Genomic DNA, 25,306 nt, shown 5'->3' with positions numbered 1-25,306 from the left:
CCCGCGGGCGCCGGACCCGGATAGAGTCGATAGGATGCGCAATGATCAGCAGGCTTCCAATCCGCCCGGCCCCGCCATTCCAGGACTGAGCGCCGACTCCCCCGCCGACGGTTTTGTCCGTGTCCGCGGCGCCCGCGAGAACAACCTGCGGAACGTGGACGTCGATGTGCCCCGCGACGCGATTGTCGCGTTCACCGGGGTTTCCGGTTCCGGGAAATCCTCCCTGGCTTTCGGCACCATCTACGCCGAAGCCCAGCGACGCTACTTCGAGTCCGTAGCCCCCTACGCCCGCCGGCTTATCCAGCAGGGCCACAACCCCAAGGTGGAGATGATCACGGGGCTGCCGCCCGCCGTCGCGCTTCAACAGCGACGCGGGACGCCCAGCTCCCGGTCCACCGTGGGTACTGTCACCACGCTCTCCAATTCCCTGCGCATGCTCTTCTCCCGCGCCGGCAGCTACCCCGAGGGCGCCAGCCCGCTCGATTCGGACGCCTTCTCCCCCAACACCGCCGCCGGCGCGTGCCCGAAATGCCACGGCCTGGGCATCGCGCACACCGTCACCGATTCCTCCCTGGTCCCGGACCCCTCGCTGAGCATCCGCGACGGTGCGATCGCCGCGTGGCCCGGCGCCTGGCAGGGCAAAAACCTCCGCGACATCCTCACCCATCTGGGCTACGACGTCGACACACCCTGGCGGAAGCTGCCCAAAAAGGACCGCGACTGGATTCTTTTCACCGAAGAACAGCCCGTCGTGGAGGTGACGCCGCAACGGGACCGGGTGGCGAAGCCGTACAAGGGCCGTTTCTGGAGCGCGAAGAGCTACGTCCTGCACACCCTCGCCGATTCCAAAAGCACCAGCATGCGCGACCGCGTGCTGCGCTTCATGGAAACCGGACCGTGCCCGGTCTGCGGCGGCGCCGGACTGACCCCGGCCGCACTGGCCGTGACCTTCGCCGGCCGGACCATCGCAGACCTCAACGGTGTCCCCATGACGGAACTGGCCGAAATCATCCGTCCCACCACCGAGCTGACGGCCACGGAGACCGCGTCGCGCAAGCAGAGTTCCGGCGAGTCCAATGAGGTGGCCGTTGCCATCACCCGCGACCTGCTGCAGCGCGTCACCGTTCTCCTGGACCTCGGCCTGGGCTACCTCGCGCTGGGCCGGTCCACCCCCACACTCTCCCCCGGCGAGATGCAGCGTCTGCGGATCGCCACTCAGCTGCGCTCCGGCCTTTTCGGTGTGATCTATGTGCTGGACGAGCCCTCCGCCGGCCTTCACCCTGCCGACGCCGAGCCCCTCCTCGCGGTCCTGGACCAGCTCAAGTCCTCCGGCAACTCGGTGTTCGTGGTGGAGCACAACATGGACATCGTCCGCCGCGCCGACTGGCTGGTGGACGTGGGCCCGCGCGCCGGTGAGGGCGGCGGCGAGGTGCTCTACAGCGGGCCGGTGGCCGGGCTCGCTGAGGTGGAGTCATCCGTCACGCGGCCGTTCCTGTTCCCGGACGGGTCAGCGGCCGGCTCCGGTGCTGACGGCTCCGGAGTGGGGCGGAGCCGCCGGGCAGCTGACGGCTGGCTGGAATTGCGCGACATCACCCGCCACAACCTGCGCGAACTCGACGCCGATTTTCCGCTCGGCGTCCTGACCGCGGTCACCGGCGTGTCCGGCTCCGGCAAGTCCACCCTGGTCAGCCAGGTCCTCGCCGAGGTTGTCGGCGCACACCTGCATCCGGACGCCGACGCGTCCGCGGCCGCGCCCGAGGACCTGGAAGCCGAGGCCGGCGAATCCGCCGAACCGCTCACCGTCGGCCCGGTCACCGGATTGGACCGGCTGGACCGGCTGGTCAAGGTGGACCAGAAGCCGATCGGGCGCACGCCCCGCTCCAACCTCGCCACCTACACCGGACTGTTCGACGCCGTCCGCAAGGAGTTCGCCGCAACGGACGAGGCGAGGGCCCGCGGCTTTGGCGCCGGTCGCTTTTCCTTCAACGTCGCTGGCGGCCGCTGTGAGACCTGCCTGGGTGAGGGCTTCGTCGCCGTGGAGCTCTTGTTCCTGCCCGGCAGCTACGGTCCCTGCCCGGTCTGCCACGGCTCGCGCTACAACCCGGAGACCCTCGAGGTCACCTACCGCGGCAAGAACGTCGCCGAGGTCCTGGGCATGACCGTCAACGCTGCCGCTGAATTTCTGGACGCGGTGCCCGCCGCCGCCCGGAGCCTGCAGACGCTGCGCGAGGTGGGGCTCGGCTACCTTCGGCTCGGCCAGCCGGCCACCGAACTCTCCGGCGGCGAAGCCCAGCGCATCAAGCTCGCCACCGAACTCCAGCGCGCCCAGCGCGGCCACTCGCTGTACCTGCTGGACGAGCCCACCACGGGCCTGCACCCTGCCGACGTCGAGCTCCTCATGGCCCAGCTCCACCGGCTGGTTGACGCAGGCAACACGGTGATTGTGGTGGAGCACGAGATGGACGTGGTGGCGGCAGCGGACTGGGTGATTGACCTCGGGCCGGCCGGCGGAGACGCCGGCGGCAAGATCATCGCGGTGGGAACACCCGCCGAGGTTGCGGGGTCGAAGAAGAGCCGGACGGCCCCTTATCTCGCCGAGGTGCTCGGCAGCTGAGCCCGGTGCGGGGGTGCGGCCAGCGGCCGAGTCTCCGGAACAGGGTGAGAAATAACAGCTTGATAACGGCGGGTTCCTGCCCTAGTCTGGTATGCGTGCCCGGGTACCGGGTATGAATGCCCGGTGCTGCCACCACCAGATACTGCCCGACCGGTAGCCACCGTAATGACCTCTACTTGTCAGGGGCGGGCAGTAGCGCGTTAACGTCCGGGGACGGACCGAGCGCCGGTGGCCCTCAGGAGCATCAAACCCATGAAGAAATCCACTTACAGCACTGCCGCGCGCCGTGGCATCGCTTTTGCCGCCGTTTCGATCGCCGGCGTCGCCCTGTCCGCGTCGGCTGCCAACGCAGCTGTCCCCACCGCCACCAACGCTTCCGTCTGGGATTCCCTGGCACAGTGCGAAAGCAGCGGAAACTGGGCCATCAACAATGGCAACGGCTTCTCGGGCGGGTTGCAGTTCACTCCCAGCACGTGGGCAGCCTACGGCGGTACCGGCTCGGCAGCCAACGCCAGCCGTGAGCAGCAGATCGCCGTAGCCGAGCGGGTTCAGGCCGGCCAGGGCTGGGGCGCGTGGCCGTCCTGCTCCGCCAAGCTGGGCCTGAGCGGCGGGGCCATCGCGCCGCAGAGCGTGCCGGTCGTCAAAGCACCCGCAGCAGTTCCCGCCCAGGCCAAGGTGCCCGCCAAGGCAGCACCGATGGCCGCAGCACCCAAGGCTGCCGCACCCAAGGTTGCCGCACCGAAGGCTGCTGTGCAGGCGCCGCGGCATGCTGCCGCCGTCGCCTTGAGCGGTGAAAGCTACACCATCCAGAGCGGCGACACCCTGAGCAAGATCGCCGACAAGCTCAACATCACCGGCGGTTGGCAGCAGTTGGCTGACGCCAACGCAGCCACCATCACCAACCCGAACCTGGTGTTCCCGGGCCAGGTGCTGCAGCTTCCGGCCTGATTCGGGCCCTTCCGCTCTCGTTAGCGGCGCTTCACCCACGACGCCGGAGCGTTCCCCCAGGGGAACCCTCCGGCGTCGTGCTGTCTGCGTGGTGTTGTCGGCCTAAGTCGCGGCCAGCTTTACTCACTGCCGGCTTCAGTGGCGGTAACGGGGCCGGCCAGCCGTCAGACCTGAGCGGCCCGCGGAATCTCCCGGATGATCTGCACCTTCCAGGCGGAGTCATCGCTCGTGTCCAGCAGCGCGACCGTGCCCATGGCGAGGTGCAGCGCCACGCGCTTGGCGACCAACAGTTCAAGGTACAGGTTCTCGTTCATCCGGGCGGGGGCATCGATGACGTATTTCACGGCGTCGCGGACTTTGCGGTAGTTGTCGCTTTTCTCGCGGTTGAGGTGCAGTTCCAGCATCCGCCGCTGCCGGATCTGGGGTTCGTGACGGTTCAGCCAGGACACCGCTGCATGGACCGCCACCACAAGGGTGAGCGAGACGGCGTAGATTTCCCAGCCGCTGGAGAGCAGGAACAGCGGAAGGTTCGCGACCGCCACCACGGCGATGAGGAGCCGGAAGGCGAGAATTCGCCGCATGGTCAGCGCTAAGGCGGCTAAGGCTGTCCGGAAGCCGTACTGTTCCTTGCGGGCGGCCGCCGGGTCGAGGGTGAATTCCTCCAGCACCAGGATTCCGTGGGCTTCCGGGCCCAGCATGAGCCCGTACTTGGGGAGTTGGCCGGGCGCAGACTGCACCGGTGATTCATTTGCTGGCTTCATTGGCATGGCGTGTCTCCGGGGCGGCAGGACTGTTTCGTGCTAGTTTACGCGCCGGTTTCACGTGCTGTCTGTTCCGTTCCGAATTGTGAAGGCGCTCACCTGAAGCAGTCCGTAATTGGTGCATTGGCTCTGTGGCCTCAAACTAAAGAGATGCAGACTTTTCTCCCTTTCCCCGATTTCCAGCAGAGCGCCGCGGTTTTGGACCGCGCCCGCCTCGGCAAGCAGCGCGTTGAAGCCCTGCAGACCCTGCGTGCGCTGGTGATCCCGGAGTACGGCTGGCAGTCGCACCCCGCCATCCGGATGTGGATGGGGCACGTCCCCGCGTTAACTCTTTATGGCTTGGCCATGGTGGATGAGTGGACGGCCCGCGGCGGCGAGGACACCACGCGCGAGAAGATCATGGAATTCGCACCCCAGGCAGCGCACCCGGATTACGCTAAAAAAATTCCGATGCCGCCGTGGCTCGGGGCGGCCGAGCTGCACCTGAGCCACCGTTCCCGGCTGGTGGCCAAGGACCCGCGGTTCTACGGGCCGTTGTTCCCGGACGCGGACCTGGACCTCGAGTACGTCTGGCCCGAGCCCAGGCTGGAACTGCTGCCGGAGGACCCCATCGGCGACCGCATCTGGGTGCTCCGCCAGCCCCTGGAGAACACGGAACCGGAGAAGGTGGACACCGTCAGCCTTCCGCCCGCGGGCAAGGCCAAAGCTGCTCCAACCGAGGACGAGGATTACCAGTTCGTCTATGCCGATTCCGGCTCACGCCGGCCCAAGGTGCGCAAGCTCCCGCCCAAGCAGCTCGTGAAGAAGCCCACGCGCAAGCGCCAGCACCAGGAAGAAGCATTCAACACCCTTCCGGGCAACTCCGTTATCGCCATCCCGTTCGACGGCGGCGCGTCCTTCGCCGTCGGCAAGGTCCTGGGCCGTCCCATCACCGTTGATGGCCGCTTCGCGCGGAACTTCAAGGTGGACGAGATCCTGGACCGCGCCGCCTTTGACTACCCGGCACTGCTGCAGGACCCGCGGGTGTTCTTCCCGATTCCGGCGCCGTAGCCCTCGGGCTGGCGCCCCCGGCCGCCGAAAACTGGCAGACTTGCCAGCATGACTGTACTTATGGCCGGCTGCGGCGATCTGGGCACTGAAGCGGGGCTGCGGTTCGCGAAGGCGGGCCACCGGGTGGTGGGCTGGCGGCGTTCGCCGGAGAAACTTCCGGCGGCGATCGAAGGCGTGGCGGCTGACCTGAGCTCGGACGAACTTCCGCCCGTTCCGGCCGACACTACTGCCGTCGTCGTCGCGGTTGCAGCGGACGCCCCCACCGAGGCTGCCTACCGGGCGGCCTATGTAGACGGGCTGTCCAATGTTGTAGACGCCATCCTCGCCTCCGGCGCTCCCGTCAGGCGGGTGGTTTTTGTCTCCTCGACCGCCGTCCATGGCGACGCCGGCGGGAACTGGATCGATGAACGCACGACGCCGGAGCCTGGCGGATTCTCGGGCCGCATCATCCGGGAGGCGGAGGAGCTTCTCTCCCGCCGGTTGAGCGGCACCGGGATTACTCCGGTGGTGCTGCGGCTCGGCGGGATCTACGGCCCGGGCCGGACCCGGCTCATTGACCAGGTCCGCGGCGGCTCGGCGGTGATCCCGGCGGAGTCACGCTTCACCAACCGCATCCACCGGGACGATGCCGCCGCCGCGATCGAGCACCTGTGCACCATGGACGCCGTTCCAGCGCCGGTCTATCTGGGCGTCGACAACGAACCTGCTGAGCTTGGCGAGGTGCTGGGTTTCCTGGCCGCCGAGCTGGGACTGCCCCGACCGCCGTCGGACGCGGTTGAACACAACGGAACGGGCGGGACCTCGCAGGGGCGCGGTTCGACGGGCGGGACCTCGCAGGGGCGCGGGGAGCCGTCCCGCGGCGGCAACAAGCGGTGCAGCAATGCGCTGCTCCGCAGCACCGGCTTCGTATTCCAATACCCCGGGTTCCGTGAAGGGTACCGGGCTATTCTTACCGGAGCCGGAGTCCGGCACCCCTAAAGCCTTTTCGGATTCACCCACCCAATCCTTTCGAGGGGAACCATGGAATTCAAGGACATGATCCAGACGGTCGGCGAGTTCATGGACATGGCCGGTGTGGCCGTGATGGTGCTCGGCGCCCTTGTGTCGCTGCCGATGGCGCTGCGCGGTTACCAGCCGCGGAAGCTGCCGGAAGGATACGCGCCGCTGTCCGTGTACCGCTCCTACCGCCAGTTGCTGGGGCGCTCGATTCTGCTCGGGCTGGAGCTGCTGGTCGCGGCGGACATCATCCGGACCGTGGCCGTCACGCCCACCTTCGAAAGCGTGGGCGTCCTGGCCATCATCGTGCTGATCCGAACGTTCCTGAGTTTCTCCCTTGAACTTGAGATCACCGGCCGCTGGCCGTGGCAGAAGGAACCCGAGGGCTCTGCCGCACCGTCACCGGCCGGCTGATCCGCTGTGCGTCTCAGGCGTCTCAGGCGTCTCAGGCGTCTCAGGCGACCGCTAGGCTCAGGACATGACCGAATCTGATTCTTCCCTCGCTTCCAAGGCCACCGAACTGCTCCGGCTCCACCGGGCCCCCGAGCTTCTCCAGGTGGTGAACGTCTGGGACGCCATCTCCGCCGCGGTGGTCACTGATGTCCCGGGTACCGCCGCGTTGGCTACGGCGAGCCACTCCATCGCCGCTTCGCAGGGCTACGCGGACGGTGAGAACATTCCACTGGACGAAATGATCGACGCCGTCCGGAGGATCGCCGCTGCCACTGCGCTGCCCGTCAGCGCCGACCTCGAATCCGGGTACGGCAACCCGGGCGAGACAGTACGCAGGGCCATCGGCGTCGGCATCGTCGGCGCCAACATCGAGGACCAGATGCGGCCGTTCGACGACGCCGTCGCGCAGATGAGCTCGGTGGTGCGTGCGGCCGAAGCGGAAGGCATCGAATTCGTCCTCAACGCCCGCACCGACGCTTTCCTTCAGGGCAAGGACCGGGACTCCTCGGCGGTGCTGGCCGATGCCATCGAGCGCGGCCGGGCGTTCCTCGACGTCGGGGCCGCCACCGTGTTTGTGCCCGGTCTGCTGGACGAGGCAACTGTTACCGCACTGGTGGACGGCATCGGCTGGAACAAGGTCTCCGTCATCAACGTTCCAGGTTCCCTGCCCCCGGCCAAGCTCCAGGACCTTGGCGTGGCCCGGATTTCCTACGGCCCATGGACCCAGCGCGTGGCGCTGACCGCTTTGGCCGATGCCACCGCCGAGCTGTTGGCAGGCGGGGCGCTGCCCCAAGCCACCCGGCCGTTGAATTAACGGACCGCGACCGATGAGCCTTGATCCTTGGCCCCTTGCCCCTGAACTTCCAGTCCCGACCATCATGGATCAGCGCTGGGAAGATGCTGTTTTCCTGCACTGGCGGATAACGGATGCCGTCGCCGCCCCGTTCATGCCCCGGGGGGTGGTCCCGGACAGTTTTGACGGGTCCGCGTGGGTTGGGCTGATCGGATTCCGCATGCGTGGGGCCGGCCTGGGCCGCGGGCCCGGTATCCCCTACTTCGGGAGCTTCGATGAGATCAACGTGCGCCTTTACTCCCGCGAGCCCAACGGCACCCGGGGCGTCGTCTTCCTGAGCTTGGATGCTACCCGGCTCGCGGTTGTTCTGGCCGCCCGGGCGGCCGGAATCCCGTACGTCTGGTCGCGGGCGGGCTTCCGCGGGGAGGGGACCTTGACTCCGTCAGCGGGGGTGGGTCTGTCTGGGGCGTCTTTATCGGGGGCGGCACTGTCGGCAGGACACCCCGGGCAGACAGGGCCTCAGGCCGGATACTGGGTGCGGCGGTTCCGGGGCGGTGCCCGGAGCGATTTCGCCGTGGCTCCGGAGCTCGACGCCGAAGCGACAGATCCGCTGTCGCTCCACCTCACGGCCCGGTTTGGTCTGCACACGAGGTTCCGGGGCAGGACCATATACGTTCCGAACACCCACACCGAGTGGCCGCTGTACCACGCGGAACTGACACATGCAGAGGATCAACTGGTCGCCGCGGCCGGTATCACGGTCGCCGGGCCGCCCGACTCCGTCCTCTTCTCACCCGGGGTCCGCACCCAGTTTGGCCGGCCTCGATTCCTGGAAAACGGGGCCTAAACTAGCAGAATCCCGGAATTTTAGGGGTTGCCCGTTCCCACACGGTGATGGGACTAAAATGTCTGACCCCGTCGGTAGATTGAGTTCATGGAAGCCGTCAGGGATTTCATTTCTTTCCAGGACACGGATCGGGTTGCTGATCCGGCCGGGCAGTCCGGCGTGGGTGAGGCCCTCGCCACGCTTAGGGCTGTGAGTTTGACGGCGGTCGGGGACGCGGCGTTGCTGGGGTTCCAGGCCGCCTCTGATTTCGCCGGGACGGTGGAGGAAGCCTCCCGGGTCGTGGAGTACCTGCAGCTCGTGGCGGCCGCCGCCGTGGACCGGACCCGGAAGCAGTCCGCGGCAACCGCCGCGAAGCGGGCAAGTTCCTGGACTACCGGCTGGCGCGAAACCCCATGCTCCCCCGGCACGGCCACGGCCGCAGCATTCGCGGCCGGCCCGGCTGACTCGGCCGGGGTTGCTGGCTCGCCAAGTCCAGCCGGCCCGGCCGGCTGGACCGGGGTTGCTGGCCCGCCCCGCCCAGCCGGCCCGGGTGGGGACGCGGGCGCGGCCGGGGTTGTTGCCGGCGACGGGTGTGGTGTGGATGACGGGTACCGGAACACCGGGGAGTTCCTGCGGGCCCGGTTGCGGATCAGCGCCGCGGAGGCCCGGCGCCGGCTGTCCCTGTCCGGGGACCTGCTGCCCCGGCAGGGCTTCACCGGGGAACCCTTACCTGCCGTGCACGCCGAACTCGGTGCCGCGGTCGCTGCCGGGACCATCGCGTCCCGGCCCGCGGGCACCATCAGCCTGGCCCTGGACCGGGTACGGCACCTCTGCGACACGGACACCCGGGACCGGATGGAACACGCCCTGACCCAAACGGCGGCCGAGAACGACCCCGACTTCCTCGCCCGCGTCGCCCGGAGCTGGATGGACGCGATCGATCAAGACGGCGCCGAACCCTCCGAGGAGCTCCTGCGCCAACTCCAGGGCCTGTTCATCCGCAAACCCCGCCACGGACTCCAACACCTGGAAATCTTCGCGACCACCGAACAATTCGAACACCTCCTCACGGTCATGAACACCGCCACGAACCCCCGCACCCCGGCCACACCACCGACCACCACCGCCCCCGCCTGCCCGGCCGGCAGCACCCTGGACGGGGCACTCCCAGGCACCAGCACCAGCACCAGCACCAGCACCGGTAATGGCGCCTGCGCTGGTGGTGGCGGGGGTGTTGTGCTGGATTTGCGCTCACGGCCGCAGAAACACCTCGACGGGCTCGTCGGTGCCTGCAAAGCAGCGCTCACCACCGGGCTGCTGCCCGCCACCGGCGGGCTGCGGCCCCAGGTCATGGTCACCATCGACTACCGCGACCTCCTGGCCCGCCTGCGCCGGACCGACGAACCCGGCAACGGCCCCGAACCCGGCAACGGCACTGAGTGCACGAACGGCGCCCCCTCCGCAGGAACACCGGCGCATACGGGGGCGATGCTGTTCACCGGGCCCGTCACCGCCTCGACCGCGCGGAAGATCGCCTGCGACGCGGACATCATCCCGGTCCTGCTCGGCAGCGAAGGCCGGGTCCTGGACATCGGCCGGGCCACCCGGATCTTCCCGCCGCACATCCGCAAAGCCCTCACCGCCCGCGACCAAGGATGCGCCTTCCCCGGCTGCACCATCCCGGCCCCCTGGTGCGAAGCGCACCACATCACCTACTGGTCCCGCGGGGGAACCACCGGCACAGACAACGGAGTCCTGCTGTGCTCACACCACCACCACATCATCCACAAAGAACACTGGACCATCCACCTCCGCACCGGCATCCCCTGGTTCATCCCCCCACCCCACGTCGACCCACGCCAAAAACCCCAACGAAACCACTACTTCCACCCCGCACCCCTCACCACCGCCAGCTAACGACGGGCTGTAGCCACGTCGACTCGGGGTGCGCAGCAACTTGGAGGATCCGTCCGCCCACAGCAGAGATATCTCGATGATGGAGATACTATCGAACTGTGAAAGACGCGACGTCAAAGAACCCAAATCTGGCCGCCGAACCGCCGCACGCCGAAAGTTGGCACACCGAAAGTCCGCACGCCGAGCGGACAGGAGCATGGTCGGCAGTCCTGCGCTGGAGCGGCCTTTTGACTGCGGTAGCGCTGGTAGCGGTTCCGCTGTGGATGCTCTTAGGCAACAGTGCCGTGCTCGGCGGCCATCCGGCGCTGCCCGTCCTGCTTCTGGCCGCCGTCGCCCTCGGCCTCCTCTGGATGGTCCTTCTGGCCACTCGCACAAGCCGGAAGAAACCGCGGAAGGCGGCAGACGGTCCGCAGCCACACCGCACGGAATCGCGCTGGCACTTGGTCCGCGGCATCGCTATACGCCTCGCCGCCTTGGGTCTCGTTGCCGCCCTGGCATGGCTCAACCCTTTTGCTCACCAGCCCAGCGGAGCGACCGGCCAAACCACGGTAACGACCACCGAGGACGCCACTTCGATCACGCTGGCTCCCGAAGGCAAAGCAAGCACGGGCCTCATTTTCTATCCCGGGGCAAGGGTCGACGCCCGCGCTTATCAGGACATCCTGGGGCCCCTCGCCAACGCGGGCCATCTGGTGGTCATCCTGAAAGTGCCCCTAGGCATCTCGCTGCTTGACTCGAGCCAAGCGCGGGGGATCATGGCGGCCCATCCTGAGATCACATCCTGGGCAGTGGGTGGTCATTCCTTGGGAGGGGTGAGTGCATCTTCCTTCGCAAAGTCGAACGCCGATGTCTCCGGACTTCTGCTCTTCGCCTCTTACCCCGTGGACAGCATGGCGGGCTCCACCGGACTCTCGGTGCTGTCGATCTCCGGCTCCAATGACGGGCTCTCGAACCCGGACAAAATCGCCGCGTCGAAACCCCTCCTGCCACCTGCCACCCGCTTTGTAACCGTAGAGGGTGGAGTGCACGCCTTTTTCGGGGACTATGGCGAACAGCCCGGGGACGGCACGCCGGGCATCAGCCGTGATGAGGCCCGGAGGCAGATTACCGCGGAGTCCCTCCAGTTTCTGGATCAGTTGCGGCCCCGCGGCTGAGAGCCACCCGCTCAAACAACGGCCCGTCTTAGGGAACAGGATGACCAGAGTCCGATGGCCGGCCGTTCCTGCCAGTCCCCCGCCGGTGCCCTGCCGCGTACCGGTGCCCTGCCGCGTACCGGTGGGCGCCGCGGGTGGGCATTGCGGATGGGGCACCGCAGGAATTGCCCGCCGCCCGCAGGACAGTCGTCCCAGCGTTCAGCCAGCAGCTCTAATCACTACATGACCGAGGCGTTCCAGCCCGGCGATGACATCCTCGCCAGCCGGTCCCCGACGACGGCGCCGCCTGGCTTCCAGGTGTGCGGCCAGACGACCCGGGCATCGATGTCGGATGGAACGTGGGCGCGCCGGTGGCCCGCTGCGGCCGCTTACCGGGCGTGTTAGGGCCGGGCGTGCCTGCTTCCAGCCGGGTCAGCCAAAGAGGGCTGCCACGCGGGTGAGAGTCTCGTATACGCCGTACCCCAGCGGAACCCCTACCAGCGCCCAGGCGATCACGATCTTCCCGGTGGACTGTTTTGCGGATGTCTGTACAGTGCTCATCTCAGGCCTCCAGGGCAGGTTCGTCGGACCGGACTCGGTCCGGGCGTGGTTCATGGAACCGGGCATCAACCGGCCTGACCAGCAGGTTGGCCACGAAGCCGATGACCAGCAGCCCCACCATGGTCAGCAGCGCAGGCTGATAGGACGCAGCATTCAGCTGCCCGGGCTTGCCCTGGGCATCCAGGAAAGCATTGACGATCAGCGGTCCCGCGACGCCGGCTGCGGACCAGGCGGTCAGGAGCCGGCCGTGGATCGCGCCGACCTGGAAGGTGCCGAACAGGTCACGCAGGTAGGCCGGCGCCGTCGAGAAGCCTCCGCCGTAGAAAGAAATGATCAGGAACGCGAGCGCCACGTACAGGACGGTGGTGGTGGACCCGGCCAGTGCCAGCACAGTGTAGAGCACCGCGCCGACGCCGAGGTAGACCATGTAGATGCGCTTGCGGCCGGTCATGTCCGATGTCGCAGACCACGCGAAACGGCCTGCCATGTTGCCGATGGAGAGGAGGCCGACGAAGCCGGCGGCGACGGCGGCACTGACGAGGGACACGCCGTCGGACTGGCGGAAGAAATCCTGGATCATGGGTGCAGCCTGTTCCAGGATGCCAATGCCGGCGGTGACGTTGCAGAACAACGCTACCCAGACCAGCCAGAACTGCTTGGTCTTGACGGCGTTCTTGGCGGAGACGTGTTCCGTGGTGACCAGTTTGGCAGCCTTGACCTTGGTGGGGTCGAAGCCGGCCGGCTTCCAGCCGTCGGCCGGGACCTTGATGGTGAAGGCGCCGAAGAGCATGTAGGCGAGGTAGATGACGGCGAGGGTGAGGAAGAGTTTGCCAACAGAGTCGCCGCTGGCCACCCAGCCCTTGGCCCCGGAGTTGGGGTCGTAGATCTTCAGCAGCGCGGTGGAGACCGGGCTGGCGATCAAGGCGCCGCCGCCGAAGCCCATGATGGCCATGCCGGTGGCTAGGCCCGGGCGGTCAGGGAACCACTTGATCAAGGTGGACACCGGCGAGATGTACCCGATGCCCAGGCCAATTCCGCCGATGACGCCATAACCGAGGTAGACCAGCCACAGCTGGCTGGTGAAGATGCCGAGCGAACCGACCAGGAAGCCGCCGGCCCAGAACACGGCCGAGGTGAACATGGCCTTGCGGGGACCGTTCGTGTCCACCCAGGTGCCCATGATGGCTGCGGAGAGTCCCAGCATCACGATGGCGATGGAGAAGATCACGCCAATTTCGGTCAGGCTGGCACCGAAGTGCTTCACCAGGGCGGTTTTGTAAACGCTGGTGGCGTAGGCCTGGCCGATGCACAAATGCACGGCAAGCGCTGCGGGAGGCACCAGCCACCGGTTGAATCCCGGCGGGGCAATTGTTCGGTCTCGGTCCAGCCAGCCCATGATGCATTTCCCTTGTTCGTCGAAGACCACAGCGTCCAGTGGCCCAGAGGCGAACGATCTCGAAACGTGCCGTTGCCTCCGGCAATCATGGTGCAAATGATCAGCAAACGTAGTATTCCTGCGCCGAACGGTAGCAAATCCGCGGTGAGTGGCGGCGCTAGCGCCCGAGTCCGGCGTTCCGCAACGCCTGGGCCATCGCGGTGTCGGCCGGCACAGGCGCGGGCTTCGACCGCTGCGCAGGCGCGGCGGGGGTCCGACGATCAGGCTGCTTCCCGGACTGCTGCCTGTCTGGCGCCTGCCTGCCGGGTTGCTGATTCCCGGGCGCCTGCTTCCCGGACCGCTGCCTGTCTGGCGCCTGTTGCCTGTCTGGCGCCTGCTTGCCGGTTTGCTGCGTGGACGCATTCCGCGCAGCTGGACGCCCGCCGGGAGCCGGGCCGCCGACGGGGGCCGAAGGGTCGTCGTCGAGTCGCAAGGTGAGCGATATGCGCTTGCGCTCCGGATCGGCCTCCAGCACCTTGACCCGAACCACCTGACCGGACTTCACCACCTCGCGGGGATCGGAGACGAAGCGGTTGGCCAGCGCGGAGACGTGCACCAGGCCGTCCTGGTGGACCCCGACGTCGACGAACGCACCGAACGCGGCCACGTTGGTGACAGTTCCTTCCAGCACCATCCCTGGCCGGAGATCGGAGATCTTCTCAATCCCTTCCGAGAAGGTCGCCGCGGCAAAAACCGGCCGTGGATCCCGGCCCGGCTTTTCGAGCTCGGCGATGATGTCCTGCACCGTGGGCAGGCCAAACGCGCCGTCGACGAAGTCCTGCGGGTTCAGCGCGGCATATCTTTCCGCGGTCTGGCCCTTTGCGCTGGCGGCGGTTTTGATCTTCCGCGCCACCGGGTACGCCTCCGGGTGCACGCTGGAGGCATCCAGCGGCTCCGCTCCCCCGCTGATCCGCAGGAACCCGGCACACTGCTCGAACGCCTTGGCCCCGAGCCGTGGGACCTTCTTCAGCTCACTGCGCTTGCGGAACGGCCCGTGCTCGTTCCGGTAGGCGACAATGTTCTCGCTCAATAGCGGCCCGACGCCGGCCACGCGGCTCAGCAGCGCCGGGGACGCCGTATTGACGTCCACACCGACGGCGTTCACGCAATCTTCCACGACGGCGTCGAGGCTGCGGTCCAGTTTCGCGGCGGTGACGTCGTGCTGGTACTGCCCGACGCCGATCGACTTCGGTTCGATCTTCACGAGCTCAGCGAGCGGGTCCTGCAACCGCCGCGCGATCGACACCGCCCCGCGCAGGGACACGTCCATGCCCGGCAGTTCAGCGGCCGCCAGTGCCGACGCGGAATACACCGAGGCGCCGGCTTCCGAGACGACGATCTTCTGCGGTTTGGCGGCCGGGCTGGTTGGGTTCAGTTGGGCGGAGGTCTGGCTGGCCGACCCGTGAACGGGTGAGTCCGGGCCGGAGGTAAGTTGTTTGAGCAGCTCTGCCGCGAGTTTGTCCGTTTCCCGGGAGGCGGTGCCATTGCCGATCGCCACGAGTTCGACGCCGTGCGTCCGTGCCAGCTTTACCAGCGTCCGCAGCGCCTCATCCCATTTCCGGGCCGGGGCATGCGGATAGACGGTATCAGTGGCCACCACCTTGCCGGTGCCGTCCACGACGGCGACCTTCACACCGGTGCGCAGTCCCGGATCCAGCCCCAGGGTGGTGCGGTTACCGGCCGGCGCCGCGAGCAGCACATCGCGCAGGTTTGCGGCGAAGACCCGTACGGCCTCGTCCTCGGCAGCGGCAAACATCCGGCTGCGCAGGTCTGCCGCCAACCGCGCCAGCACCCTCGAGCGCCAAGCGAGCTGCGCGGTCTGCACCAGCCAGGCATCGGCGGGCCGGCCACGGTCGGCGACCCCGAGGAACCGGGCCACCGCTGCTTCATACCGGCCGCGCGCGGCGGTGAGGGCGGCGTCGTCGTCCGGTTCAGCCTCGGTGAGGTCCAATTCCAGCACCCCGTCCTTCTCGCCGCGCAACAGAGCCAGGACACGGTGCGACGGCATCCCGGCGGGGGCTTGCGAGAAGTCGAAATAATCCTTGAACTTTTGCCCCTCGGCGTCCTTGCCCTTTTTGACGCGGGACACCATCCGGCCCTGCGTCCAAAGCCGTTCCCGCAGCGTGGCGGCGAGGTCGGCGTCCTGCGCGACGCGCTCCACCAGAATGGACCGGGCACCGGCGAGCGCCGCGGCGGGGTCACCGATGGAGTGATCGGCGTTGAGGTACTTGGCGGCTTCGCGGTCCGGGTCCAGCTCGGGCCGCTCCAGCAGGGCTGTGGCAAGCGGTTCCAGTCCGGCCTCACGGGCAATCTGCGCCTTGGTGCGCCGCTTGCTTTTGAACGGCAGGTAAATGTCCTCCAACCGCGACTTCGTGTCGGCACCGAGGACGGCGGCCTGCAGCTCCAGCGTCAGTGCGCCCTGCGCCGCGATCGCCTCCAGCACGGTCCTGCGCCGGTCCTCCAGCTCCCGCAGGTACCGCAGCCGCTCCTCCAACTCCCGCAGCTGGGTGTCATCCAGCGTTCCAGTGGCTTCCTTGCGGTACCGGGCGATAAACGGCACGGTGGAGCCGGCGTCGAGCAGGTCCACGGCGGCTTTAACCTGCCATGCCTGCACACCAAGTTCTGCGGCGATCTGGGCGGCGATGCCCGACTCCTGGGTGTGCGGAGCCTGGGTTTTGGCGGTGCGGGTTGTTGCGGGCGCGGACGGTCGCTGCGGGGTGTGGTTCACCCTGCCATTTTGCCTTATTGGGGGCCGTTACAGCGCGGGCTGGGGTTGTTCGATGTCCTGGAGGACTTCGTTATGGCGGAGGAACCAGGGCTTGAAGGGCGGGTCGAAGCGCGCGAACCGTGGCAGGCCGACGCCGGTCAGGCCTGCGCTGGCCAGCACAGTTTGCAATTGCTGGTTGCGCTTTTCGAAGGCGCTTCTCGACCCACTGCCGGAAAAGACAAGCGCGGCGGTCACCGAGCCGGGCATTTCCCGGATCTTGACGACCGGATCCGTCGGAACCGGGGCCGTCTCAGCTGTCATCGCTGCCGGCAGGACGAAGGCGACGACGTACTCGCCGGGGCCCTCACCCCCTGCCAGCGCCCCGCTTTGGAGAACGGGGGCCGTCATGGCGATCTTTTGTGAGGGGCCGTACCCCTGGACCACCGGGGCCGTCATCGCCACTGACTGCCGGGCCGCATTGTTGCCGGTGATGTAATTGAAAAGGTATCGGAAGGCCGCATTTCCGGCCCGGTCGAAGGTCGCATCAACCTGGACCTCGGCGACCACATGCGCCGGATAGCGGCGCACCTCGAAGTCAGGGTAGCGCTGGATGAGCTCAAAGGGCTGCTGTTCAGTCATTGTCTCTTAGACAATACGCCCGGCCTGCGACTGGAACCAGCCCTTTGGCTCCCGGGTGCCACCAGGACTGTCAGAGGGCTTTGATAGCTTGAAGAGTGGGACGGCGAGGCCGCGTTCGAAGCACTCCAGCGACCAGTCCGGCTTCTCATGAGTGCAGCGCATCGACATCGGGGGCACAGTGTTTTTTCTTGAACCGGAAGTTCCGGGGTCCGCGCCGGACCTGGTCTTCTCCGCGAGTGACCTGGTGACCGCTGCCAGTTGCGAATATCAGCTGCTCAGGAAGCTCGATGAAAAGCTGGGCCGGTCCGCCAAGGCCGTTTTCGAGGACGACGAGATGCTCAAGCATGCCGCCGCGCTCGGTGATGTCCACGAACGCAAAGTCCTGGACGGCTTCGTCCGGGATTTCGGCCGCTGGGACCCGGCCGCCGGGCGGGGCGTGTATGACGTCGCAGAGGCTGTGGCCATGGACCGTGCCACTCTGCAGGCCAGCCACCGCGAGTCCATCAACGCCCTGCGCGCCGGCGCCGACGTCGTGTTCCAGGCGGCCTTCTTCGACGGACAGTTCCATGGCCGCTCCGACTTCCTGGTCCGCCAGGCCGACGCCAGCTACGCAGTATTCGACACCAAACTGGCCCGCCACGCCAAGGTCACCGCGCTGCTCCAGCTCGCCGCCTACGGCGACCAATTGCTGAAAGCAGGAATCCGCACGGATCCCGCTGTGACCCTGGTCCTCGGTGCCACCGTCCCGCTCCCCGGCGGGGGTTTCGACTACGTCCGCAGCCACCACAAGCTGGCCGAGATCCTGCCGGTTTTCCGGGAGCGGCGGGACCGCTTCGTCGCACTGACCTCCTCGCACACTGCGCAGCCCGGCACCATTCAGTGGGGCGCCCCCGGGGTCAGCGCGTGCGGCCGCTGCGACTACTGCCAGGAGCAGGTTGCTGCCACCGACGACCTCCTGCTCGTGGCGCGGATGAATTCGGCGCAGCGCAAGGCACTGCACGAACGCCAGATCTTCACGGTGCGGGAACTCGCGGAAACACAGCTTCCCGGCGCGAACGCGGCATTGCTGCGCCTGCAGGACCAAGCCCGGATGCAGAGCGGGGTGGGCCCGACCGATGGCAGCGTCCGGTTCGTCAAGGACGGAACCGACCACTCCATCAGCTACCGGGTGGTTCCGGAGAACACGTTGGCAGAGCTGCCGCCGCCCAGCGCCGGAGACATCTTCTTCGACTTCGAGGGCGATCCTCTGTGGCAGGAAAGCGCCACCGGCGTCTGGGGTCTGGAATACCTGTTCGGAGTCGTCGAAGCACCCACCGGGCCCGGCGTGCCCGGAATGTTCCGGCCGTTCTGGGCCCACAGCCGGGAAGCCGAGAAACAGGCATTCCTCGACTTTCTCGACTATGTGCAGAAGCGCCGGCAGGACTATCCGGACATGCATGTCTACCACTACGCCGTATACGAGAAAACCGCCCTGCGGAAGCTCTCCGTGCTGCACGTTGCGGGCGAAGACACCGTGGACCAGTGGCTGCGCGACGGGCTCCTGGTGGACCTCTACCAGACGGTCCGGAACAGCATTCGGGTCTCGGAGAACTCCTACAGCATCAAGAAACTCGAGCCGCTGTACATGGGGACAAACCTGCGCTCCGGTGACGTGAAAGACGCCGGAGCCTCGGTGGTGGCATACGCCCACTACTGCGACGCCCGCGACGACGGCCGGGCCGGGGACGCGGCCACCGTCCTCGCCGGGATCTCCGACTACAACGAATACGACTGCCTCTCCACACTGGAGCTGCGGAACTGGCTGCTGGGCTTGGCAAGCGATCGAGGCATTAAACCGGCGGGTGAGGGAGCCACGGGCGAGGCCACGTCCGGCGGCAACCCGGGCGCCGGCTCCGCGCCGGCCACCGCGGAGCTGGATCCGCTGGAAGTGACACTCGCTGAACTGGCGGAGTCCGGCGTCGGGCTGTCCGGGGACGACCGGAAGGCCGTTTCGATGCTGTCGGCCGCAGTCAGCTATCACCGCCGGGAACGCAAGGCGTTCTGGTGGGCGCACTTCGACCGGTGCGAGAACGGCCCCGATACCCACCACCAGCAGGACCGCAATGTCTTCCTGGTGGAAGACGCCCACGTGCTGGAAGACTGGTGGAAGGACGGCGCCAAGCTTCCGGAGCGGAGGGTGAAGCTGGTCGGCACTCTCAGCCCGGGCTCGGACCTCCGGGAGGGCAGTACGTGGTTCCGCATGTACGACCCGCCGCTTCCGGCCGGACTTGAGGGCACCGGTATCAACGGCACCGGACGTAACGGGTGGTTCGGGACCGAGGTTCTGGAACTCGGCCAGGAGGACGGCAGGGACACCGTCGTCATCCGGGACAAACTCCGCAAGACCGCCGAACCCTACAGCCAGGTCCCCGTGGCGCTGACCGAGGACCAGCCCATCCAGACCAAGAGCCTCGAGGACGCACTCGGCGCGCTGGCCTCCACCGTCACGGCAGGACTACAGGTGGGGGCGTCCGGTTTTCCCCGGCATCCGGCCTTGGATCTTGTCCGCCGGGTTCCGCCGCGGCTGACCTCCGGTGCGCAGCTCCCCACGCCAGGTGCAGGGGAGGACCGCTTCATAGACGCGATCACGGCGGCCGTCGGCGCCCTGGACCATTCCTACATCGCGGTCCAGGGCCCGCCCGGGACGGGAAAAACCCACGTAGGCTCCCATGTCATCGCCCGCCTGGTGGCCCGGGGGTGGAAAGTCGGGGTGGTGGGCCAGTCCCATGCCGTGGTGGAGAACCTGCTCAAGACGGCTGTGACCAAAGCCGGCGTCGACCCGGTGCGCGTGGCCAAGGACGTGAAGCACGGTGAGCCGCTCCCGTGGGCGCAACGCTCGGCCCAGGACGTGGCGCGGCTGCTCGACTCCCCCGGTGGCGCGCTCATCGGCGGCACTGCCTGGACCATGACGGGAGCCAACGTTCCGGCCGGGTCCCTGGACCTGCTGGTGATCGACGAGGCCGGGCAGTTCTCGCTTGCCAACACCCTCGCCGTGGCGCAGGCCAGCAGCCGGTTGCTGTTGCTCGGCGACCCCCAGCAGTTGCCGCAGGTCAGCCAGGGCGCCCACCCCGAACCGGTGGATGAGTCGGCTCTGGGGTGGGTTTCCGCCGGGCATGCCACGCTGCCGTCGGAGCTGGGCTATTTCCTGGCCGACTCGTGGAGGATGACATCGGAGTTGTGCCGGGCCGTGTCCGAACTCTCCTATGAGGGCAAACTGCGGTCGGCCCCGGCCGCAGACCTCCGGAGGCTCGATGGGGTCCCCGCCGGGATCGAGACCGTGTTGGTGGAGCACAGCGGCAACATCACGTCTTCCCGCGAGGAGGCCGCCGAAGTCGTCCGGCAAGCGCGGCGCCACCTGGGCCTGGTCTGGCATGCTGGGGACGGCAGCCGGCCGCTGGAAGCCGCCGACATCCTGGTGGTGGCCGCCTACAACGCCCAAGTCAATGTGATCCGCGAGGCCCTCGACGCCGCGTCCCTGGCCGGCGTCCGGGTGGGGACCGTCGACAAGTTCCAAGGCCAGGAAGCCGTCGTCGTGATGGTGTCCATGGCGTGTTCGGCGGTGGCGGAGGCTCCGCGCGGGATGGAATTCCTGCTCTCCCGCAACCGGATCAACGTGGCCGTGTCCCGCGGGCAGTGGCGCGCCGTCGTCATCCGGGCACCCGAGCTCACCAACTACCTTCCCGCCCGTCCCGAAGGCCTGGAGCAGCTGGGCGGGTTCATCGGGCTGTGCCAGCGCTCGGTCGCCGCCAACTGACACCGGACATGCCCATTCATGTGGCCGGACCCACCGGACACGCCCATTCATGTGGCCGGACCCACCGGGCATGCCCATTCTTGCGCAGCACCCACCGGGCATGCCCATTCTTCGCGCCAAGGTCCACGGGACATGCCCATTGTTAAATGAGAACAGTGGGCAGAATGGCATTCTGCCCACTGTTCGCGGCCGTCACTGGACATGTCCGGTCCCGGGAGTCGCCGGGAGTGGACATGTCCAGTGGTGAGGGGTGGAGCTGGCGGACCTAGTTCTGGTACGCCGGGTAGTCCGTGTAGCCCTTGGCGCCCTCGCCGTAGAAAGTCGACGGGTCCGGCTCGTTGACCGGGAGTCCTTCGCGCCAGCGGCGGACCAGGTCCGGGTTGGCGATGGCCGGACGTCCGACGACGACGGCGTCAGCGAGGCCGTCGGCGACCAAGGCCGTGGCTTCCTCGCGGGTGGTGATGACGCCGAAGCCGGTGTTCAGCAGGAAGGTTCCGCCGAAGCGGCTGCGCAGATCCTGCACCAGGTCGCCGGTGGGCTCCTTGTGCAGGACGCTGAGGTAAGCGAGCTTCAGGGGCGCAAGCGCATCCACCAGGATGTCGTAGGTTGCGCGGACGTCGGCTGCTTCGCTCTCCATGGCTCCCTGGACATTGTGCTCGGGCGAGATCCGGATGCCAACGCGGTCAGCGCCCACGGCCTCGACCACGGCGCGGGTCACCTCGATGACGAAGCGCGCACGGTTCTCCGGCGAGCCCCCATAGATGTCGTCGCGCTGGTTGGCGGACGGGGTCAGGAATTCGTGCAGCAGGTAACCGTTGGCTGAGTGCAGCTCGACGCCGTCGAATCCGGCACCGATCGCGTTGCGGGACGCGGTGACGAATTCTTCGACGATGCCCGGCAGTTCGTCGGCGGTCAGGGCGTGCGGAACGGGGAACGCCTGCTTGCCCGTGTAGGTGCGGGTTTCGCCGTCGATCGCGATGGCGCTGGGTGCTACCACTTGGTAACCGCCGGTGGTGTCTTCATGGGTGACGCGTCCGGCGTGCATGACCTGGGCGAAGATGCGGCCGCCCTCGGCGTGCACGGCGGAGGTGACGTTGGCCCAGCCCTCCAGCTGGGCCTCGGTCACCAGGCCGGGCTGCCCCGGGAACCCCCGGCCGGCGTGGCTGGGGTACGTGCCCTCACTGACGATCAGTCCGAGGGACGCCCGCTGCCGGTAGTGCTCGACGACGAGGGGTCCGGGGATGCCTTCCTGGCCGGAGCGGACGCGCGTCAGCGGCGCCATCACGAGTCGGTTGGGCAGTTCCATCTCGCCGAGAGTCATTGGGGAAAACAGCATGCGCAGTTCCTTTCACCAGGGATTGGGTTCACTGGAGGTAACTGCGGGGCGCCTGCAACTATTCCGGACGAGACCCGGATCACTACGGATGAACGATGATCTTCACTGCGGTGTCGTTGTGGTTGATGAGGGTATCGAAGCCCTTGTCGACGAGGTCATCGAGCGCGATTCTGCCGGTGATGAAGGGTTTCAGATCAACCTTGCCGTCCTGGACGAGCTTGATCGCGGCCGCATGGTCGCCGCAGTAGGCGATGGTGCCGCGCAGGTCGATTTCCTTCAAGACGATTTTTTGCATGTCCACCGTTGCCGGACGTCCCCAGATCGAAACGTTGACCACCACGCCGGCTGGCTTGACGACGTCGAGCATGGTGTCCAGCACGGCGTTCACTCCCGCGCATTCAAAGGCCCCGTCTGCCCCGAGGCCGTTGGTGAGCTCCAGCACCCGGGCCTTGACGTCATCGGAGCTCGGATCGAGGACATGGTCCGCGACACCGGAGGAGACCGCCTTGTCCTTCCGGGCCGCTGACAGTTCGGTGACGATGGTGGTGATTCCCAGGCCCTTGAGGACCGCTGCGGTGAGCAGGCCAATGGGGCCGGCACCGCCGACGACGGCGACGTCCCCGGCTTTGAGGCCGCCGCGGCCGACGGCGTGATACGCGACGGCGAGGGGTTCAATGAGCGCCGCTTCATCCAGCGGGATATCACCGACGGGGTGCACCCAGCGGGCGTCGACCACGATGGTCTCACTGAGGCCGCCACCGCCGCCTGCCAACCCGATGAAGCCCAGCTTGGTGCACAGGTTGTAGTGGCCGCTGCGGCACGGGCCGCATTCATTGCAAACGAGATACGGTTCCACCACCACGTTGTCGCCGACCTTGAGACCGCTCACGCCCTCCCCCAGTTCGTTGACCGTGCCGGAGAATTCGTGGCCCATGGTCACCGGGGCGGATTCGCTGGAAAGCGGGTGGGGATGGCCGGGCGCCGGGGTGAAGATGGGCCCTTCCAGGAACTCATGCAGGTCGGTGCCGCAGATGCCGCACCAGGCGACGGAAATCTTCACCGCTCCGGGGCGCAGCTCCGGCTCGGGAATGTCTTCGATTCGGAGGTCGTTGCGGGCGTGGAAACGTGCTGCCTTCATGGTGTTCTGCCTTCGCGTTGCCGCTGTGGAGGCGCCCCGATGAGGCGCCTCCACAGCAGGTCGTTGGATTGTCAGGAAAAGGGCCGCCACCCCCAGTGTGGTTCCCGGGGGCGCGAATGTCACGGCGGGTGCGGGTCAGCGGGTGTGGTGGGTGGGCTGGCGCTCGAAAACCGGCGTCGGGAGTCCTTCCATTCTGGCCTTGAGCTGCAGCGCCAAGTAGTTGGAATAGTGGCGGCTTTGGTGCAGATTGCCGCCGTGGATCCAGAGCTGGTCCACGTTGGTGGGCTTCCACATGTTCCGCAGCTCACCCTCCCACGGCCCCGGGTCCTTCGGGGTGTCGGAGCCGAAGCCCCAGCACTTGCCGACGGCGTCGGCCACCTCGGGAGAGACCAGGTCAGCCAGCCAGCCGTTCATCGACCCGTAGCCGGTGGCGTAGATGATGGCGTCGGCTTCCAGTTCGGTTCCGTTGGCCATCACGACGGCGTTGCCGGTGATCTTGCCGACCTCGCCGTTGGCGAGCTTGACCCGGCCGTCGATGATCAACTGCGAGGCGCCGACGTCGATGTAGTAGCCGGAGCCGCGCCGCAGGTATTTCAGGAACAGGCCGGAACCGTCGACGCCGAAGTCCAGATCAAAGCCTGCTGCCTCCAGCTGCGAGTAGAACTCGGCGTCCCGCTCGGCCATCTCCGCGTACACGGGGATCTGGGCTTCCGGCAGGATCCGGTACGGCAGCGAGGCGAACAGCAGATCGGCTTTCTCCGTGGTGACGCCGTTGGCCAGTGCCTGCTCCGAATACAGCCCTCCCAGGGCGAGGTCCATGAGGGATTCACTGCGGGCGATGTGGGTGGAGGAGCGCTGGACCATGGTGACGTCCGCGCCGTGTTCCCAGAGGTCGGCGCAGATGTCGTGGGCCGAGTTGTTGGAACCGATGACCACGGCTTTTTTACCGGTCCAGTCTCCGCCACCGGGGTGCTTGGAGGAGTGGTATTGCTCGCCCTGGAAGGACTCGGCGCCGTCGAACGTGGGGACGCTGGGGTACCCGGACACGCCGAGGGCGAAGACCAGCTGCTTGGGACGCAGGGTGACGGGTTCGCCGTCGCGCACCACCTCCACCACCCATTCCTGCGTGGATTCGTCGAAGCGGGCGGCGGTGCATTCGGTCTTGGACCAATAGTTCAGTTCCATGATCCGGGTGTAATTCTCCAGCCAGTCGCCGATCTTGTCCTTGGCCGCGAAGACCGGCCAGTCGTCCGGGAACTTGATGTAGGGCAGGTGGTCGTACCAGACCGGGTCATGGAGGTGGAGGGACTTGTACCGGTTCCGCCAGGAGTCACCCGGGCGATCGTTCTTTTCGATGATGATGGTGGGCACGCCAAGCCGCCGCAGCCGGGCGCCCAGCCCGATCCCGCCCTGGCCGCCGCCGATGATGACGGTGTAGGGCTGGTCTTCGTAGCCGAGCCGGGCTTCCTGCTCTTCTTTCAGTTCCAGCCACGATTTGCGGCCCTTGGTGATCTGGTGAGCGACCCCCTTCTCCCGGTTGGGGCCCTTTTTTTCCTCGAAGCCCTTGAGTTCCTGCATGGTGGTGAGCAGGGTCCAGCATTTGCCGTTGCGGAGGCGCAGATGGGCGTAGCCCCGGGCCTGGGCCGTCTCAAAGTTCACCCACGCCTCGGTGTTGGCCGCATCCCCGGTGGCGTCTTCCGCCAAGGTCCAGTTGCTGGGCTGCACGTCGTCGAGGGTTGCATCCAGCATGCGCCGGATGTCCTCTTTACCTTCCAGAGTTTTGAGATTCCAGGTGAAGGAAACGAAGTCGCGCCAGTACGAATCGTCGTCGAACAGGTCAAGCACGCGGTCCGTATCGTGGCTGCGCAGCGCCTCATCGAACTGCGCCAGCCACGCCTCGACCACGCCATTGGGTGTCTCAGGCATGATTCCTCTTTCCGTTGCCAACTGTGGGCGGATGCCGCTGCAGGACATGACGTCCGTGCAGTGACCCGCCTCACAAGTAAAGATCACCGGGGGTTACAATCGGGTTACACAGAGCGCTCCTGAACCCGGCCTTGGTTCCGCCGGTCAGGGGCTGCCTGAGCTGGACGGGTCCGACGATTCGAGGGCGAGTTGGGAACATGAGTATGCGGCCGGGCAGTCGCTCTTTCACGCAGCTCTCGGACTTGAGATTTTCCGCGCCGGCAGAGTACGCCCGGGCCCT

Annotated in this window: 18 protein-coding genes; 10 read left to right on the top strand and 8 right to left on the bottom strand. The window is 67.1% G+C overall.

The genetic code is table 11. The features are described from left to right. Nucleotides 1-34 precede the first annotated feature (34 nt). Nucleotides 35-2,614: an excinuclease ABC subunit UvrA gene (gene uvrA, locus VUN84_03540; GenBank protein ID XAS64758.1), complete on the top strand. Its 2,580-nt coding sequence runs from the start codon at nucleotides 35-37 to the stop codon at nucleotides 2,612-2,614. Between the two features lie 252 nt (nucleotides 2,615-2,866). Further along, entirely contained in the window at nucleotides 2,867-3,562 is a 696-nt protein-coding gene (locus VUN84_03535; GenBank protein XAS64757.1) for a transglycosylase family protein, read from the top strand. A 164-nt stretch (nucleotides 3,563-3,726) separates the two neighbouring features. Here the strand turns inward: VUN84_03535 and VUN84_03530 are convergent, their stop codons facing one another. Next, nucleotides 3,727-4,323: a hypothetical protein gene (locus tag VUN84_03530; GenBank protein XAS64756.1), complete on the bottom strand. Its 597-nt coding sequence runs from the start codon at nucleotides 4,321-4,323 to the stop codon at nucleotides 3,727-3,729. A 150-nt stretch (nucleotides 4,324-4,473) separates the two neighbouring features. Between VUN84_03530 and VUN84_03525 the strand changes: the two genes are divergently transcribed. The 7 genes from VUN84_03525 to VUN84_03495 all read left to right on the top strand — a co-directional run bounded on the left by VUN84_03525 (nucleotide 4,474) and on the right by VUN84_03495 (nucleotide 11,512). Beyond that, nucleotides 4,474-5,373, top strand: coding sequence for an MSMEG_6728 family protein (locus tag VUN84_03525; protein ID XAS64755.1), 900 nt, complete (start codon nucleotides 4,474-4,476; stop codon nucleotides 5,371-5,373). Nucleotides 5,374-5,421: 48 nt separating this feature from the next. Further along, nucleotides 5,422-6,351 (top strand): NAD(P)H-binding protein, encoded by a 930-nt coding sequence (locus VUN84_03520; protein ID XAS64754.1) that lies wholly within the window; start codon nucleotides 5,422-5,424, stop codon nucleotides 6,349-6,351. A gap of 42 nt (nucleotides 6,352-6,393) precedes the next feature. Beyond that, nucleotides 6,394-6,783 (top strand): DUF1622 domain-containing protein, encoded by a 390-nt coding sequence (locus VUN84_03515; GenBank protein XAS64753.1) that lies wholly within the window; start codon nucleotides 6,394-6,396, stop codon nucleotides 6,781-6,783. A 64-nt stretch (nucleotides 6,784-6,847) separates the two neighbouring features. Continuing rightward, nucleotides 6,848-7,636 carry an isocitrate lyase/phosphoenolpyruvate mutase family protein gene (locus VUN84_03510; protein XAS64752.1) on the top strand — a complete coding sequence of 263 codons (789 nt, stop codon included), beginning with the start codon at nucleotides 6,848-6,850 and terminating at the stop codon, nucleotides 7,634-7,636. Nucleotides 7,637-7,649: 13 nt separating this feature from the next. Then, nucleotides 7,650-8,462 carry a DUF2071 domain-containing protein gene (locus tag VUN84_03505; protein ID XAS64751.1) on the top strand — a complete coding sequence of 271 codons (813 nt, stop codon included), beginning with the start codon at nucleotides 7,650-7,652 and terminating at the stop codon, nucleotides 8,460-8,462. Between the two features lie 87 nt (nucleotides 8,463-8,549). Then, nucleotides 8,550-10,358, top strand: a complete 1,809-nt coding sequence (locus VUN84_03500; protein ID XAS64750.1) for a DUF222 domain-containing protein — start codon at nucleotides 8,550-8,552, stop codon at nucleotides 10,356-10,358. A gap of 227 nt (nucleotides 10,359-10,585) precedes the next feature. Then, entirely contained in the window at nucleotides 10,586-11,512 is a 927-nt protein-coding gene (locus tag VUN84_03495; protein XAS64749.1) for an alpha/beta hydrolase, read from the top strand. Nucleotides 11,513-11,923: 411 nt separating this feature from the next. Here VUN84_03495 and VUN84_03490 read toward each other — a convergent pair whose 3' ends face one another. The 4 genes from VUN84_03490 to VUN84_03475 all read right to left on the bottom strand — a co-directional run bounded on the left by VUN84_03490 (nucleotide 11,924) and on the right by VUN84_03475 (nucleotide 16,833). Next, nucleotides 11,924-12,052, bottom strand: a complete 129-nt coding sequence (locus tag VUN84_03490) for a hypothetical protein (GenBank protein XAS64748.1) — start codon at nucleotides 12,050-12,052, stop codon at nucleotides 11,924-11,926. Between the two features lies 1 nt (nucleotide 12,053). After that, entirely contained in the window at nucleotides 12,054-13,448 is a 1,395-nt protein-coding gene (locus VUN84_03485; protein XAS64747.1) for an OFA family MFS transporter, read from the bottom strand. 157 nt (nucleotides 13,449-13,605) lie between these two features. Then, nucleotides 13,606-16,131 (bottom strand): Tex-like N-terminal domain-containing protein, encoded by a 2,526-nt coding sequence (locus VUN84_03480; protein ID XAS65750.1) that lies wholly within the window; start codon nucleotides 16,129-16,131, stop codon nucleotides 13,606-13,608. A 111-nt stretch (nucleotides 16,132-16,242) separates the two neighbouring features. Next, the gene (locus VUN84_03475) at nucleotides 16,243-16,833 is read right to left on the bottom strand and encodes a heme-binding protein (GenBank protein ID XAS64746.1); all 591 of its coding nucleotides are present in this window, start codon (nucleotides 16,831-16,833) and stop codon (nucleotides 16,243-16,245) included. A gap of 178 nt (nucleotides 16,834-17,011) precedes the next feature. Between VUN84_03475 and VUN84_03470 the strand changes: the two genes are divergently transcribed. Beyond that, nucleotides 17,012-20,626, top strand: a complete 3,615-nt coding sequence (locus tag VUN84_03470) for a TM0106 family RecB-like putative nuclease (GenBank protein XAS64745.1) — start codon at nucleotides 17,012-17,014, stop codon at nucleotides 20,624-20,626. A 265-nt stretch (nucleotides 20,627-20,891) separates the two neighbouring features. Here the strand turns inward: VUN84_03470 and VUN84_03465 are convergent, their stop codons facing one another. The 3 genes from VUN84_03465 to VUN84_03455 all read right to left on the bottom strand — a co-directional run bounded on the left by VUN84_03465 (nucleotide 20,892) and on the right by VUN84_03455 (nucleotide 25,026). After that, nucleotides 20,892-21,962, bottom strand: coding sequence for an alkene reductase (locus VUN84_03465; GenBank protein XAS64744.1), 1,071 nt, complete (start codon nucleotides 21,960-21,962; stop codon nucleotides 20,892-20,894). A gap of 82 nt (nucleotides 21,963-22,044) precedes the next feature. Further along, complete coding sequence (locus VUN84_03460) at nucleotides 22,045-23,100, bottom strand: 2,3-butanediol dehydrogenase (GenBank protein ID XAS64743.1); 1,056 nt, start codon at nucleotides 23,098-23,100, stop codon at nucleotides 22,045-22,047. Nucleotides 23,101-23,235: 135 nt separating this feature from the next. Further along, nucleotides 23,236-25,026 (bottom strand): NAD(P)/FAD-dependent oxidoreductase, encoded by a 1,791-nt coding sequence (locus VUN84_03455; protein XAS64742.1) that lies wholly within the window; start codon nucleotides 25,024-25,026, stop codon nucleotides 23,236-23,238. Between the last annotated feature and the right edge of the window lie 280 nt (nucleotides 25,027-25,306).

This window comes from Micrococcaceae bacterium Sec5.8, from assembly GCA_039636775.1.
Classification (GTDB): Bacteria; Actinomycetota; Actinomycetes; order Actinomycetales; family Micrococcaceae; genus Arthrobacter.
This window is presented reverse-complemented; position numbering and strand designations above follow the sequence as displayed.